We start from the raw sequence: 15,336 nt of genomic DNA on the forward strand, positions 1-15,336 counted from the left end.
GCTGATCGCAGGGCTGTTCCGGCTGACCCGAAGAACACTAGCTGGGGGCCTCGTACGCAACCTCAACCAGGGTCGAAACCTTCCCGTCGAGCAAAATCGCCGCCTGGGACCGACGCCTTGACTGGCTGGGGTCCCTGCCGGCTTGGCCTGGAGCCGCGTTCGTCTTCATCGGCGTCTCCATGATCTCCTGACGCTGAGATTGCACTCGTTCAATCTACCCCCTTAAGCATCGCGAACCCGGCGCCGGCTTTGCGGATCGATCAAAAGCGACTATTTTAGTGATGTCTTTCGTACCATGCAGGAGGCATCCATGGGGCTTGGCAGCACAACGGTCCAGGGCGAATTTCTGGGTTCTTTTTCTATCGCGTCCATTGAGCCGCTCCTGGGGGTTTTTGAACTATCAACTTCGGCTGGTACGACGATCGAGGTTCAGCTTGACCGGTACAGCGCGGAGACATTGATGTCGGCACTTGCGCAGTTCCTGGCTCAAGGGCAAGCAGCGGAGTTTGACGACGGGATGTGAAGGGTTTGCTGGGTAGGCGAGCTCTTTAGGGAGGAAATGAGAGCCTACTTGCGAGTGATCGCGCTGATCGCAGGTGTATTGCGGCTCGATCGAAGAGCCCTGGCGGAGGGGACTATCCGCAATTGCTTGACTGGATCCCCGCGATACCGGCTTGGCCTGGAGCCGCGGTGATCGTCGTCAGGGGGAGGGATTGTGATATTGATGTGAAAAGGCTCCAGATCGAAACGGGTACGATCCAGAGCCTTCGTCTGAGTGTTGCCTTCCGTCTGCGCCTTCGATTTCGACAGACGACGCAATTGAGAGCGCATTCACTCGCAGAATGCAACCAGACGATTTCTGTTGCTTCGTCGGCTGGACCATCGAGGGCGAGCGGTCGCCGCTCTGGCGGCCTGTCCGTCGAGGCATCGCGGACCTGCTCTGCGCGGTGATGGCCCGCCGGTTACTGATATGCGTGGGGCAGGCAAAGTAGCTAGGCAACTTGCTAATGAAGTCGTGTTCGAGGAGACTGCGTTCAGCCTTACCTTTAGGGGTGTGAAATGGACTTCCAAAAGGTCGGTAGAGCCCGGATGATGATGCGCTTGCCACGACATCGGAAACAAATTGCCGATGCAAACTTCCTTGCGATAACCGATCTGCTCGAAGCTTACGGTAAAGCCGCCATGGCCCGTGATGAACTGCGCGAGCAGGCGGGTCCCGCCCCAGCACTTTTGAAAGAATATGAAGACCTGTGCCGGAAGTTGGAGGACGACATCCTGAGAATGCTGAGTGCCGTCAGTCCACGTATGATCCGCTAGCGCACGAGAGCGATGTCGACAGCGATGTCTTTCGATACTCGCGCCATGCCCCGGAACGGACGCAATCGACGCCATTCGGAACAAGCCTCCGCAAACACGTTACGGTGTTGTTCTTCTGGCAGATGCCGAAAATGGATTGAATAGAGACTGCACTGGCGCTCCGCTCGCTTAGGATGACGGACACACCGTGTCTCATCATGGTGCGCCCGTGGCTGTGAGGAAGTAGTCAAGGCGGCGGGAAGGGCGGGAATTTCAGATGTGCTGGTCAAGCCTGTTCAGCCATCTGCTGTTCGATGCGGTCATCCGTTCGATGGGGGACGAGCCGCCGACAGGGCCGAGGGAGGTGCATCTTCAAGCGTCGCCTGTCCTTAACCCTAGGTTTTTAGATCAAAGCCGCCTTCACCCAGCTGAGATAGGCGTCCTCGCCCTGCCTGACCGTCTCAAATCCTGATGGTGTCTCCGCCAAGTGCCGTCCTTGCCCTTGGGCTATCGCTTGCGAGTGCTGCAGTTCCTGCCAGCACAAGGACGTGCCTTCTGTATAGCCCGGCATGCTGATTAGAGAAGAACCCCATGTTCATGGCCGTTACCTTTCCGCATGATGTCGATACCGGCATTTGGCAGCGATGCGGTACCCTCAGAGCCAGCCGCCGGAAAACCCCGCACGCCTCAGGCCGGTGACCACAGGGGCGCATCGGCGCATGATGTTCCACAGCAGGCCGGTCCTGTAGTTCTCGATCATCAGCACCACGGGGCCCTGGTCGATGCCGAAATGATAGGGGCTGACCCACCAGCCCGATTCGGTTCCCTCGAGCGGAAAGCTTCTGTTGAATGACGGTTTGAAGCCGTAAAGCCTGGTCATGCCGAGGTTCATGCGGGCATAGTTCCAGACCGTCGGAATGACGATCTCCGGCGCGAAGGGCAGGGAGGCGACGACTGCCCAGGGCGACACGGTCCCATCGTCAGGACCGAAGGGGGCGCCGCGGGCGATGTAGTCGAAGAACTCCCGCTCGACACCGTTCACCGTGCGCTTGGTCCAGCCGGGACCGTCGCTTGCGGTGAAGCCCCAGCAATGCTCGCCGTAGCCGACGAAATTCAGCGGGTTGCGGATGGCATATTCCTGCTGGACGAAGGTCGCGTGGCGACTGTTCTGGAAATAGTCGCTGTTGTGCTCGCGCATGAATTCGTCGCGGATGCCGCGGAAATCGACCCACATATGCGAGAGCTGGTGGGTGAAGAGCGGTCCCGAATAGAGCAATTCGCGCCCGTAAAGGTTCCGCCAGTCGTAGCTTGCGGTGTAGGCGGCATAGGCTTCCGGCGGGAGCGGGTGGGTCGGTGAGCCGAGGCCGAGGATGTAGAGGAGCAGGCCCTCGTCGTAGCCGCGCCAGCGATAGGGGATGAAGCCGTTTTCCGGCCGCCAGCCGTGGGTGAGCGTCAGCCCGTGATCGCAGGCCCAGTTCCAGTCGGCCCGTTCATAGAGCGCGTTTGCCACCCTGCGGATTTCAACTTCTTCGGCGCCATCGCCGTCGAAATAGGCGGCCACTGTCAGAGCGCCCGCGAAAAGAAAGGCGGAGTCGATCGTCGAAAGCTCGCACTCCCAAACGCGCCTGCCGGTCTCGATATCGAGGAAGTGGTAGAAGAAGCCCTTGTAGCCGGAGGCGTCGGGTTCCGGTCCCTGCGGGCACTCCAGGAGAAACTGCAAGCGCCGACGCGCGATCTTTGCGGCAAACTTGCGGATGACGATGCCGCGCTCGACCAACACCGGGATCGTCGCGAGCGCCATGCCGACCGCGGCGATGCTTGCGGGCGCGTCTTCCTGCGTCTTGTCACGGACCAGGCCGTTGTCCGGGTTGGTGCAGTGGAGATAGTAGAGCAGCGTCGTGAACTGCAACCGGGCAAGATCCTGCTCGGTCGGCATGCGGTTCAGTTCGGGATCTGTCGACAGCAATTCCGACATGGTTAGGCCACCACGAGAAGGACGTCGTGATCTCGTCCGTCATCCACGAGTGGAACACTTCGGTCAGCAACCTTCTTACCATCGAGGCTCAGTGCATAGTGGTCTTTTGCTCGTTTGGTATCTCGGCTCACCTTGATGCGGTAAGTCGACCTTCCATGGCGAAAATCCACGTCGAATGTTGACCACCCGACGGGAATGCATGGCTCGACAAAAAGCCGGCGGCCCTGACGTCGAATGCCGAGAATGGCCTCAAGGCCGACCCGGTACAGCCAGCCCGCAGATCCCGTATACCACGTCCAGCCACCGCGGCCTGTGTGAGGAGCGGCGCCATAAACGTCGGCACTGACAACGTAGGGCTCGACCATGTAGCGGTCGGTGTCTTTGGGTGACAGGGCATGGTTGATCGGATTGAGCATGCTCCAGAGTTGAAATGCCCGATCGCCATCCCCCAGCAATGCGGTCGCCAGCGCCACCCACGTGGCCGCGTGGGTGTACTGGCCGCCGTTCTCCCGAATTCCGGGCACATAGCCCTTTATGTAGCCGGGCTGCAGCGGGCCCTTGTCAAAGGGTGGGTCGAAAAGCTGTATCAAACCGTTATCGGTACGAACGAGCCGTTCCCAAACCGCGCGCATTGCCTGCGCGCCACGCTTGGCATCTGCAACACCCGAGATAACTGCCCAGGCCTGTGGGATCGCATCGATCTGGCACTCGTCATTCAACTGGGACCCGAGAGGCGTGCCATCGTCGAAGTAGGCGCGGCGATACCAGCCGCCATCCCAGGCGTGGGTCTCCAAGGACATGCGCAGGGTCTCGGCGCGCTCTTTGCACCATTTGGCTCGTTCCTCATCAGCCATCGCCGAAGCGATGGCTGCAAAAGATTGAAGGACCGTCAGAAAGAACCACCCGTTCCATACACTCTCGCCTTTGCCTTCCGCGCCGACTCGGTTCATGCCGTCGTTCCAGTCGCCCGTTCCCATAAGCGGAAGCCCGTGGCTGCCTAGCCTCAGACCTCGGTCCAGCGCTCGACAGCAGTGCTCATAGACGGTCCCGCTTTCCTGGCTGGCCGGAGGCACCTCGTAGCGCTCCTCCTCATCGTCCGTTAGAGGCGGCGAGACGAGGAAACGAACCTGCTCACTCAGGAGCCCATAGTCTCCGGAGACCGATACGTAGTGATGGACGACGTAGGGCAGAAAGTAGAGGTCGTCCGTCATGCGTGTGCGCACGCCGGCACCCGATGGCGGATGCCACCAGTGTTGAACGTCTCCCTCGGAAAACTGGCGCGAGGCGGCTCGAAGAATGTGCGCTCGCGCCTCATCGGGTGCGCAATGGACGAGGGTTGCCACGTCCTGGAGTTGGTCGCGAAATCCGTAGGCGCCACCGGACTGGTAAAACCCTGTTCGCGCCCAGATACGGCAAGCCAACACCTGATAGAGCAACCAGCGGTTCATCATCAGGTTGAAGGCTATGTCTGGCGTTCGAACCGTGACGGAGTTCAGCAGCTGATCCCAATATTGTGAAACGGCTGCCAGCGCCTTCCTGGCCGCCTTCGGTTCGGCATGTTCGCGCACGAGCCTGTGCGTTTCCGCGCGGTTTTCGGCCTGCCCGAGCACGAATACCAGCTCGACGGTCTCGGACGGTGGTACTGAAACGCTGACCATGAGGGCCGCGCAGGGGTCGAGCAGAGAGCCGGTATGCCCCCCGAGATCGAAGCCTTCCAATCCCACCGGCTGAGCGATGGAACCGTTTCTGCCGAGGAACGCGCGCCGATTACATGTGAACGACCGGACAGGCGCGCTTGAAGCGGCGAATGCGAGCGTGCCGGAAAAATCGCCCTTCCAGATGTTCCGGGCAACGACGGCACCAATCTCGCTGTCAAATTCGCATTCGACCCGGGACTGCGCGCTTTCGCGCAGTGTGCCGAGGACCCATTCAACGAAATAGGTGGCGGTAAGGCGGCGAAGTCGTTTTCCGTCGTTGCGAATGGCAAGACGGATGACCTTGATCGCTCCCGCGGCCGGGACGTGCACGGTCATTTCATGGTGTAGTGGCCCGCGACTGCTTTCATAACACGTGTAACCTTGGCCATGCCTCGTTCTTGTGGTCGATGCCGGGCCGAGCGGCAAAGGTGTCGGCGTCCACAGCTCGGCGGTCTGTTCATCTCGCAGGTAGACAACTTCACTCGGCGGGTCCGAAACCGGGTCGTTTGACCAAGGCGTGAGCCTGTTCAATTGGCTGTTGCCCGCCCAGGTGTAGCCAAGGCCGCTATCGCTTGTCAGGCAGCCAAACGCGCTATTGGCAAGGACGTTGCACCACGGTGTTGGCGTCGCGTCGCCTGCGATCACATATTCGCGCCCGTCTTTGGTAAACCCGCCGCGGCCATTCCAAAAAAGCAGGTTAGCTCGTGGTGCCTCGTGACGCTTTTCGTGCGAGACAGAGACATTCGTCATGGTCTTGTTCGTGGAAAAAGTGGTGGTCGATCTCGCCGAAAGTTGATCCGCAAGGGATCCTTGGCTGCAACAAAGGACGAGGCGCGCGGCGGCCGTGATCGCATTTTCTGCATCGGACGAGACACTCGCCCTGGGTGGGAAATGAATCCCCCCGGCTTTGCCGAGGGTTTGCTCCACATGGACCGCCGCATCGGCGCTCAGCTTTAAGCTTCCACTGGCCTGCCTTTCATCAAGGACTGCGAGATCGAAAGGAAATCCGCGACTGGCAAGGAATGCGTGGGCATTGATGACATTGTCGACGAGGGATTCCTTGTCTGTTTTGTCGATACGCAGCAGAAGAATTGGGACGGCTCCCGACAGTCCCGCCGATCCCAAGTCGTCGCGGTTCAGTCGTCTTGTGTCGGGTGTGCTGCCTTCCCTTAAGCCGGCAACACCGAATGCCAGATATGCTAGGAGCCGGTCGTAGACGGCCAAGTCTTGAAGAGACGGGGACCAAGGCGGGTCTTCAGTGTGTTTCTCCCTCTCTTGTAACGCTTGACGCGCGGCGTCGATATGAGTGAAGCGGCTGGCTATTATGGTAGCGCCTGCCTCACTGTCCGCTGCGCCTGTCACGAACGCGATCAGTTCCGTTCCGGAGGGTTCCAGATCGACTGTGCGGCGCATGCTGAAGATAGGGTCGAGCACGGGACCCGTCGTCCCAGATAAGCGGCTCCCCGGCCCCAGAGCGCCAGGATTTGAAGGCGTCCGCCGTCGGCCAAGAAATCTGTAGCGGTCCGTTTCATATTCCACCGCATGGACTTGGCGGCTTGACGCAGACACATGTACCGCCCAGATGGGGCGCTCCGATGCGCTGCGCGGCCTGCGCCGTGCGAACAATGCGCTTGTTTCGGTATCGAACCAGGTTTCGATGAAAAGCTTGGCAAATGCCGGATGTGCGCTATCGGCGCTTCGGCCATTCAGGCAGACTTCGCAATAGCTTGTCAGTTCAAGCTTTCGCGCTTTCTCACCTTTGTTGCTGAGTTTCAGCAAGCGCACTTCAGCATCGCAGTCCTGTGCAACCGACACCGCCCATTGAATTTCGATGTCTCCGAGCAAACAGCGATACTCGGCACGATCTCCGTGAAACGTGTGTTCGTAGATCGCCTCCGGATGGCAAATCGGCTGCCGGCCAATCGTCCAGACCTCGCCGCTCTCAAGGTCGCGGACGTAGCAGAACTGGCCCCAGCAATCGCGCGTGACGTCCTCACGCCAACGCGTGATGTCGAGGCCGCGCCAGGTTTCATACCCGGCGCCGGCCTCTGTCAGAAGGACGTTGTAGTGCCCATTCGAAAGCAGGGTCGTGTCAGGAGGCACGCCTGCCAGACGTGTCGTACTGATGTCGATCGTGTCAACTGGCCGGACCATCAGATCGATCCTTGATGGGGGCTAGACATTGTCCCCTTCGGTCGATGTCCCAGCCTTGGCAGGCTGCGCCCCGTTAACGCCCCATTTCCAGCCGCTGATCGAGGGCATGTCGTCGCCATGCTTCTCGATATACTCCCGGTGCTCGATCAGCTTGGCCTGGATCGCCTGCTTGAAGTAGGCCGCCCGCGCGCCGAGCTGCGGCAGGCGATCGATGGCATCGCCGGCCAGGTGGAAGCGGTCGAGTTCGTTCAGCACCACCATGTCGAACGGTGTCGTGGTCGTGCCTTCTTCCTTGTAGCCGCGAACATGCAGGTTGCCGTGATTGGTGCGGCGATAGGTGAGGCGATGGATCAGCCACGGGTAGCCGTGGAACGCAAAGATGATCGGCTTGTCCCTTGTGAAGATGCCATCAAAGTCGCTGTCCGAAAGGCCATGCGGGTGTTCTTCCGCCGGCTGCAGCTTCATCAGGTTGACGACGTTGACGACCCGGACCTTCACTTCAGGCAGATGCTCGCGCAGCAGCTGGACGGCGGCGAGGGTTTCCAGCGTCGGAGTGTCGCCGCAGCAGGCCATGACGACGTCCGGCTCACTGTTGGCGTCGTTGCTGGCCCAGTCCCAGATGCTCACACCCATGCTGCAATGGCGCACGGCCTGTTCCATCGTCAGCCATTGTGGGCCCGGCTGCTTGCCGGCGACGACGACGTTGACGTAGTTGCGGCTGCGCAGGCAATGGTCGGTGACCGACAGCAGCGTATTGGCATCCGGCGGCAGGTAGACGCGGACGACCTCAGCCTTCTTGTTGACGACATGATCAATGAAGCCCGGATCCTGATGGCTGAAACCGTTGTGATCCTGCCGCCAGACATGGGAGCTCAGGAAATAATTGAGCGACGCGACCGGCCGGCGCCAGGGGATCTCATTGCAGACCTTCAGCCACTTGGCGTGCTGGTTGAACATGGAATCGATGATGTGGATGAAGGCTTCGTAGCAGGAGAAGAAGCCATGGCGCCCGGTCAAGAGATAGCCTTCAAGCCAACCCTGGCATTGGTGCTCGCTCAAGACTTCCATGATGCGGCCATCCGGTGAGAGGTGATCGTCCTCGGGATAGATCTCGGCCATGTAGCAGCGGTCGGTGACCTCGAGCACGTCCTGCCATCGGTTGGAGTTGTTTTCGTCCGGGCTGAACAGCCGGAAGTTCTTCGCATCCATGTTGTTCTTCATCACGTCGCGCAGGAACTTGCCCATCACGCGCGCCGCTTCCACGGTCGTGGCGCCGGGGCTCGGAACGTCGACGGCGTAGTCCCGGAAGCCCGGCATTTTCAGGTCGCGCAACAGCAGGCCGCCGTTTGCATGCGGATTGTCGCTCATGCGGCGATGTCCGGATGGGGCGAGCGCCGCGATCTCGGGCTTCAGCCGGCCCTCGTCACTGAAGAGTTCTTCCGGGCGATAGCTCTTCATCCATTGTTCGAGGATGCGGATGTGCTCGGGCTTGTCCATCTCGCCCATCGGCACCTGATGCGCGCGCCAGTAGTCCTCGCATTTCTTGCCGTCGATTTCCGGCGGGCAGGTCCAGCCCTTTGGCGTGCGGAAGATGATCATCGGCCAGGCCGGGCGCTTCAGATTGCCCCTGATGCGGGCATCGTCCCAAATCTGCCGGATTTCGGCCGTCGCCGTATCGAGCACGTCTGCCAGTTGCTGGTGGACCTTTGCCGGATCATGCCCTTCGACGAAATAGGGTTTGTAGCCCATGCCCTCGAAGAACTTCTTCAGCTCGTCGTGCGGAATGCGGGCGAGGAAGCAGGGATTGGCGATCTTGTAGCCGTTCAGGTGCAGGATCGGCAGAACACAGCCGTCGCGGGCAGGGTTGAGGAACTTGTTGCTCTGCCAGCCCGTCGCAAGCGGCCCGGTCTCGGCCTCGCCATCGCCGACGATGCAAGCAACGACCAGATTGGGATTGTCGAAGGCGGCGCCATAGGCGTGGCTGAGCGCATAACCAAGCTCGCCGCCCTCATGGATGCTGCCGGGCGTTTCCGGCGCCACATGGCTCGGGATGCCGCCGGGAAAGCTGAACTGCTTGAACAGCCGCTGCATGCCTTCGGCGTCTTCGGCGATGTTCGGATAAAACTCCGTGTAGGTCCCTTCCAGATAGGCATGCGCCACCAGAGACGGCCCGCCATGGCCGGGACCGATGATGTAGATCATGTCGAGGTCGTCGCGTTTGATGACGCGATTGAGATGCACGTAGAGCATGTTGAGGCCCGGCGACGTGCCCCAATGGCCGAGCAGGCGCGGCTTGATGTGCTCGCGCTTCAGCGGCTCGCGCAGAAGCGGATTGTCGAGCAGGTAGATCTGCCCGACCGACAGATAGTTCGAAGCGCGCCAATAGGCGTCCATCAGGCGGAGTTCGTCGGCCGATAACGGTGCTGCTGATTTTCCGGATGCCGTCTCTTTCATCGATGCTGTTTCAGGCGAAACCATCTGAGCCTCCCGATCGATAAGACATGTGCTTGAAACCTTTGCCGGTCTGCTGTCGCTCGCCGCAGTCATCCGTCCGTTGCAAGGCCGCCATTTCGGCAACGACACGGCCTATTTGTGCAGTTCACAGTCTGCGGGTGGAGGAGACGCGCCGCCGCAGAGTCTCGGATCAGGGCTGTTGCAGATCCGATTCAGCGTAATGCTCGACCACACCCCGGACGCCGCGAACGCTTTCGGCAAGAATCCGCGCGGCCCTTCTGCAATCCTTCGTATCGACATGGCCCCAGAGATGCACGATGCCATCGGACACCGCGACCTTTATGTCCAGGCCTTCAAGCCCGGTGTTTTCGTTAAGGCGGACGAGAATGCTGCGCTGGATGGCTTCGTCGCCAGCCGCTGTCTCGTCCTGACTGGCTGTGACGATTGCCTGCAAAAGGTCTGCGCGGCTGACGACCCCGACAAGGCGGCCATCCTTCAAGACAGGAATGCGCTTGATGCTGTGTTCCTGCATCAGCACTGCGACGCGCTCGACAGACGCGTTCTCGTCGATCGTGACAGGATCGGCGGTCATGGCGTCACCAACCCTCCAGGAGGACCGGCGCACATAGGCGCTGGCCCGTTCATCCTCGGCCTCGGTCGGATCGGCAACCGGCATGCCGCCGCCAAGTTCGGTCCGGCGAATGAGATCGCCTTCACTGATGACACCCACCAGGGCTCCATCATCGTCGACCACGGGAAGGCCGCTGATACGATTGTCGAGCATGATCCGGGCTGCCTGCCGGACGCCGTTGTCAGGAGACAGCTTGACGACTGACGTCGTCATTACATCTTTGACACGCATGTCGATCCCGCTCCAAAAGGACTTGGCATCGTCACCAGCGGGCATAAGGTAAACCTATCATGGCAGTTCGACAACCTGTTGGTTTCTCGAGGGTCGTTCTTGTATCCCCGCTTCAACCGGCCCCTCATTCTACCTGGTTCGGATCTGGGGCCTTTTGTTTCGTCGTCCAGTGGCTTCAGTTCTCGATTAGGGGCCGACACGCCCGATCCCGCGCGGATCCCTCTCTCGGGTTTATGTGAGCGTATGGTGGCAAACGGATCGCCCCCCGCAGAACGGCCCAATGCGGCTATCGGGAGGGGGCGAGCACGCGCGGCCGTACTGACAAGGGTGGCGAGCGGCGGGATGACCATCGAGGCCGAGGCGATCGCCGAGAGAGTGCCAGAACGACAGGCCGAGTTTCCGGTACATTTTCATCAGCCCAGGCACGGTGTCGCGTGCGATAACACGCTTGATGCGTCGGCGTGCCATCAATTATTGTCCCACCGTGACCGCAGACGCTGTCGCACGGCCGGTGCAAGCGCGCCTTCGCTCGCGCCACGATGATATGAGTACAATCACAGGGTGAATACTGCATCTTGGAAAACTAATCGTTGACGCGCCAATCCAAGTCACTTATAGATGCGGCATCGATCTTTTGCTTGCCGAGCTTTGTCTACCGCGCGATTGGCACCGCGCTTTAAGCGAACTTCCCTTTCAAAAACAGTCGGTTTCCACCTGCTCAGCATAGGCTGAGCGGTCCCTCACTCTATGCTTTGAAAGGGTTCATCATGACCACAGGCACAGTAAAATGGTTCAACTCCACCAAGGGCTTCGGCTTCATCCAGCCTGATAACGGTGGCGCAGACGCGTTCGTGCACATCTCCGCCGTCGAGCGCGCTGGAATGCGCGAACTCGTCGAAGGGCAAAAGATCGGCTTCGAGCTCGAGCGCGACAATAAGTCGGGCAAGATGTCTGCTACCAATCTGCAGTCTGCCTAAAATTGAGATTTGCTTCCCTTTGACCACGGATGTACTGGCATTGCCGGAAGCAGTTTCAACAAGGCCGGGCGTTTCGCCTGGCCTTTTTTGTTCGCGACGCCGAACTAGTTGAGGTTCCAATGATAGAAGCACATAGCAAATCCCGTCAGCAGGCGGAAATCGCCTTCATGAAAGTCCAGACGCAGTTCTTCTCCAAAAATAACGCGATGGAAGAGGTGGAATCCGTTGCTCAGGCCCGGGATGCCAAGACTCTCCGGCTTCGAGAGGAACGCCTTGCAAAGGAGTTGGCCGACCGCTTGTCGGCGACACGCAACCTCATCGCCAAACGCGCCAACACACGCTGATCTCTGACGCACTTACTATTGGGATACGAATGAAGAACGCCGGAAAAAACGACATCTCCGACCGCCGAGCCGCATCGGCAGACGCCAAAGCTGCTCTCTTGAACGCCTACCGAGCGGCAAGGACTGCAGCAGAACCAGGGAGGATGGCAAGGCAGGCCGAGCGCGAAGCCCTTTCCACCGCTCGTGAAGAGCGGCGCGTTGAACGCGAGCGTCTGAAGCTTGAGGAACAAAAGCGTATCGAGACCGAGGCGACAGAGCGGCAGGCAGCCGTTGAGGCGGCAGCAGTCGCCGAAACCGAAGCGCGGGCGATCGCCGAAAACGCGCGTATAGCGCGGGTGATCGAAGATGAGGCGGTGCGAAAGGCCAACCGCGACAGGCGCTATGCCAATCGCAAGGCAAGACAAGGATAATTTTTCCGTTGCGCCGTTACCCGACAGCATGGCGATGTCATGCTCGAGACACTCAATACGAAAAGGGAACGCCGATGGCACCGGATGCGAATGAACTCCAGGCGATCAACACGTCGTGGCAAATCGCAATCCAAGAAATCCTGCGCATGGTTATACGGGACATGTACCATGCCGGCGGCGAGGCAAATTTCAAGGCGCACATCAAACGCATCGAAGAGGCCGCCGTCGACAGCATCTACACCGATCTAAGGCTTCGAGGAACCAATGAGTGGACCGAGGTGCTCGTTAAGGAACGGGCGAGCAATTTCGTAACCACCTTGCTGACGTCCTTTACGTACGACCGAGCCTGACTGGATGCATACGCTCGCCGCGATCAGCGATGTCACGTTGCTTCATCAACCCGACTAGTAGCCAGGCTGGGCGGCCCTCACCGTCATCTCATCCCAAAGCAATGATGCTGTCCGTGCGAACGCGCTGTAACCGGCTTCAAACGGATGGCCGTCTCTTTCAGGATAAAGGCGCTGCCCAGCTAGGATCGCATCCTGCAGGGCATCGGCGGTTGCGGCAAGCGCGCTGCGATACGGCAAACCGAGCTCCTCTGCGGTCTCGCGGATCTTTTTCTCAAGCGCAACCTGACGTTCAACGCTGAGGACAAATTCCGGCGCAGCTGAAGCCAGCCGGTCATGGCGACGCAGGCATTCGAAGATCACGCGCTCTTTCGATGGAATGAGCAGAATGCCCACCCGCCCCGGCCGCTGCTGTGCCCAATCGGCCGCAAACCGCTGGAAGTCGCTGAACATTGCTGCGGTTTCGGGTGACGCCAGATCCGCCATGCGGCCGTGGTCGTCGACATAGCGCTTCAGGACGGAAGGCATCCGTCCGGAAACGTATAGTATTCGGATGTTTCGCCATCGCCCGTTTTGAACAGTCGGGCGTAAAGACTCTCCAGTCGTTCCGCTATCTCATGGTGATAGGCACTCAGGATCGCGACATTCTCGACAAGCTTCGTCTTGAAGCTCACGGATTGCGCATCCGCGCACTGCGAGTAACCTCCCGCGTCACCGAACAGGGCCTGCAGATGAAGACGCCTCCGCTCTGAGAGCCAGAAGTCGGAACGCGCGTTCATGATATCACAGGCTGAAAAGACGACCGCGAAGTCGTTGGCAGGGAAAACGGCGACAATGCTGCCTTTCGCGCCCGCGGCCAAAGCATCGTGCACGATGGCGTGATAAGTGTAGATACCGTAGCTCCCGACGCCGAGGTTGTACGTGCGTTCGCCCGTCATTGCCGCGAAAGCAGCGGCCAGGAATGCGCGCTATCAACGTTGTTGCCATAGGTCATCGAATCGCCGATCGCCGCGACCTGAAAGTCATGACCTGCTCCAGGTGGATCCCGGAAGCCGGCCTTGCCTACGTCGCCGAGTGCCGGATCGAGGCGATAGCCATATTTCTCGTCGATGCTCCGATGCGTCCGTGTGCCGATCGGAAACGGCGTAAACATGCGCAGCATTGCTTCCCCGGCCCCGAGCGCCACCGTGAGCGAGATCAACAGCAGCATCATGTTCTTCAGCATGTCCCCTCCCTCTCATACCCGATGCGAAGCATATCGATCCCGCATAGTTGCCGGTCGCAGCCGCGCAGTCCCCCACATGCCTGCCGCGCGGCGGTCCGAGCGATCCCGTCAGGTTGCGGTGGCTTCCCGCGAATGTCGGAAAGGTCGACGAGAGGAAAGTCAGCCGGAAAAATTCCCCACCGACAGCGTAGGCAAGCCATAAACGTCCATTGAAGGAATGCGAGTTATGTCGCCTCCAACAAGTACAAATACAAGCACATGAATATGCGCAATAACTAATATTAATCTATCATGCGTGTGACCGTCCCGCCATTAGCCCGGATGGAGGATGAACCGTGCGAGCCGTGTTCGGTCAGGCAAGAGCAAGGCTCGGGCTCGCGTTGCCTGCCCCGACCGACGCCGGCGACCCAGGTGCGAAGGGCCTGGGTTGACAAACCCTAGTTGCTGCGCTGTTCCCGTTCCGGGCCAAAATGATTGCGTAACGTGCACCATTCATTTCCGACAAAAGGAAGATCTGGCCAAAATTGCTCAGCAAGTTCAGTGTCGCATGCAAGTCCTGCGAGTGAGCTCGCGTGGCGTTGCGGGCAGAGCTCTATCGATCGCGCTTTTCCCCGTTAAATCGCGAGCGACAGGAATTATAGCTAGACAGTCCAGCCAACTTGGAGTGGAGCTATGGAATGGCAACTGCAGGACGCCAAGGACCAATTCTCGAAGGTGGTGCAGAAGGCCCGCCACGAGGGACCGCAGATTGTCACGCTGCGCGGGGAGCGCACCGCCGTTGTACTGTCCGCTCATGACTACGACGCCCTACGGGCTGGCCGGCCGGAGTTGGTCAATGACCTGCTTGGCGGTCCCGCTTGGGACGACCAACTCGCTGATGCGGTGAATGTACGCATCAAGACGCCAAGCCGCGATGTGGCATTCTGATGTACCTGGTTGACACAAACATTGTGTCAGAGGCGCGACGTGGCACGTCGCAGGCGGTGTCCTGGCTGCGCTCTGTCGATCCGCTCAGCATCCACCTGAGCGCGCTCACCCTCGGCCAAATCATGCGCGGCATTGCCCTGAAACAGATGTCGGATCCGAAGACTGCAGCGCACCTCACCGAATGGCTGCGCAAGCTGCGCCACGACCATGGCGACCGCATTTTGCCTATAACAGACCAAATCGCGGTCGAATGGGGCCGCATCGCGGCAATCCGCCCCCGCGGTGATATTGACGGGTTGATCGCCGCGACCGCGATCGTCCGCGATCTCATCCTTGTCACGCGCAACTTCAAGGATTTCGAAGACACAGATGCCTCCGTAATCAGTCCTTGGGAAACGTCGGCGTCGCCCGGCGCGACGGACACCCTTCTCGAGGATAGTTTTTCGGACCAACTGTTCGCCGGGGCTTGGATCTTGCGGTATGCAATTGATTGATCTTCCGCAGTGAGCGGAGGCTCAATCACGGTCGTTATTGCGAGGCGCTCGCGTTGCATGGCGATGCCGAGCCGAGCCTAGCCTTGGACTTTCCCATTGCGAGAACCTTATTGTAGGTCGGCGGCGATGACAAGCTGATCGGCGTCCGGGTAGCGACCACCCCTATGCTCCATG

Annotated in this window: 14 protein-coding genes and 1 pseudogene; 8 read left to right on the forward strand and 7 right to left on the reverse strand. The window is 59.8% G+C overall.

The genetic code is table 11. The features are described 5' to 3' along the window. Positions 1-310 precede the first annotated feature (310 nt). The gene (locus FA04_RS28230) at positions 311-523 is read left to right on the forward strand and encodes a hypothetical protein (protein ID WP_034803231.1); all 213 of its coding nucleotides are present in this window, start codon (positions 311-313) and stop codon (positions 521-523) included. Positions 524-1,059: 536 nt separating this feature from the next. After that, a complete protein-coding gene (locus tag FA04_RS28235; RefSeq protein WP_034803234.1) occupies positions 1,060-1,317 on the forward strand; it encodes a hypothetical protein in 258 nt (85 codons plus the stop codon). 634 nt (positions 1,318-1,951) lie between these two features. On the opposite strand, the gene FA04_RS28240 is transcribed toward FA04_RS28235, so the two are convergent. The 4 genes from FA04_RS28240 to FA04_RS28255 form a co-directional block, all read right to left on the reverse strand. Then, the gene (locus FA04_RS28240) at positions 1,952-3,271 is read right to left on the reverse strand and encodes a glucoamylase family protein (RefSeq protein ID WP_064817057.1); all 1,320 of its coding nucleotides are present in this window, start codon (positions 3,269-3,271) and stop codon (positions 1,952-1,954) included. A 2-nt stretch (positions 3,272-3,273) separates the two neighbouring features. Then, positions 3,274-7,122: a GH36-type glycosyl hydrolase domain-containing protein gene (locus FA04_RS28245; RefSeq protein WP_051659672.1), complete on the reverse strand. Its 3,849-nt coding sequence runs from the start codon at positions 7,120-7,122 to the stop codon at positions 3,274-3,276. Between the two features lie 21 nt (positions 7,123-7,143). Continuing rightward, positions 7,144-9,600: a phosphoketolase family protein gene (locus tag FA04_RS28250; protein WP_082936510.1), complete on the reverse strand. Its 2,457-nt coding sequence runs from the start codon at positions 9,598-9,600 to the stop codon at positions 7,144-7,146. A gap of 166 nt (positions 9,601-9,766) precedes the next feature. Further along, the gene (locus FA04_RS28255; protein ID WP_034805401.1) at positions 9,767-10,438 is read right to left on the reverse strand and encodes a CBS domain-containing protein; all 672 of its coding nucleotides are present in this window, start codon (positions 10,436-10,438) and stop codon (positions 9,767-9,769) included. Between the two features lie 767 nt (positions 10,439-11,205). Here FA04_RS28255 and FA04_RS28260 point away from each other — a divergent pair. The 4 genes from FA04_RS28260 (at position 11,206) to FA04_RS28275 (ending at position 12,519) form a co-directional block, all read left to right on the forward strand. Further along, entirely contained in the window at positions 11,206-11,415 is a 210-nt protein-coding gene (locus FA04_RS28260) for a cold-shock protein (RefSeq protein WP_034806062.1), read from the forward strand. Between the two features lie 119 nt (positions 11,416-11,534). After that, positions 11,535-11,759, forward strand: a complete 225-nt coding sequence (locus FA04_RS28265; protein ID WP_034806064.1) for a hypothetical protein — start codon at positions 11,535-11,537, stop codon at positions 11,757-11,759. A 29-nt stretch (positions 11,760-11,788) separates the two neighbouring features. Next, the gene (locus tag FA04_RS28270) at positions 11,789-12,169 is read left to right on the forward strand and encodes a DUF6481 family protein (protein WP_034806060.1); all 381 of its coding nucleotides are present in this window, start codon (positions 11,789-11,791) and stop codon (positions 12,167-12,169) included. Between the two features lie 74 nt (positions 12,170-12,243). Further along, positions 12,244-12,519, forward strand: a complete 276-nt coding sequence (locus FA04_RS28275; protein WP_034799791.1) for a hypothetical protein — start codon at positions 12,244-12,246, stop codon at positions 12,517-12,519. A gap of 54 nt (positions 12,520-12,573) precedes the next feature. Here the strand turns inward: FA04_RS28275 and FA04_RS36025 are convergent, their stop codons facing one another. The 3 genes from FA04_RS36025 to FA04_RS36035 are packed head-to-tail and all read right to left on the reverse strand — an operon-like array spanning position 12,574 to position 13,741. Beyond that, positions 12,574-13,044: a hypothetical protein gene (locus FA04_RS36025; protein WP_234798854.1), complete on the reverse strand. Its 471-nt coding sequence runs from the start codon at positions 13,042-13,044 to the stop codon at positions 12,574-12,576. Continuing rightward, positions 13,029-13,454, reverse strand: coding sequence for a hypothetical protein (locus FA04_RS36030; protein WP_234798855.1), 426 nt, complete (start codon positions 13,452-13,454; stop codon positions 13,029-13,031). The genes FA04_RS36025 and FA04_RS36030 overlap by 16 nt, the downstream gene beginning before the upstream one ends. After that, positions 13,451-13,741, reverse strand: a complete 291-nt coding sequence (locus FA04_RS36035) for a hypothetical protein (RefSeq protein WP_234798856.1) — start codon at positions 13,739-13,741, stop codon at positions 13,451-13,453. Before FA04_RS36035 ends, FA04_RS36030 begins: the two co-directional genes overlap by 4 nt. A 672-nt stretch (positions 13,742-14,413) precedes the next feature. Here FA04_RS36035 and FA04_RS28285 point away from each other — a divergent pair. After that, complete coding sequence (locus tag FA04_RS28285) at positions 14,414-14,668, forward strand: type II toxin-antitoxin system Phd/YefM family antitoxin (RefSeq protein ID WP_034799793.1); 255 nt, start codon at positions 14,414-14,416, stop codon at positions 14,666-14,668. Then, positions 14,668-15,072: pseudogene (locus FA04_RS28290) on the forward strand (PIN domain-containing protein); the annotation flags it as partial. The gene FA04_RS28285 and the pseudogene FA04_RS28290, both read left to right, overlap by 1 nt. Positions 15,073-15,336: the final 264 nt, after the last annotated feature.

Source organism: Ensifer adhaerens, from assembly GCF_000697965.2.
GTDB lineage: Bacteria > Pseudomonadota > Alphaproteobacteria > Rhizobiales > Rhizobiaceae > Ensifer > Ensifer adhaerens.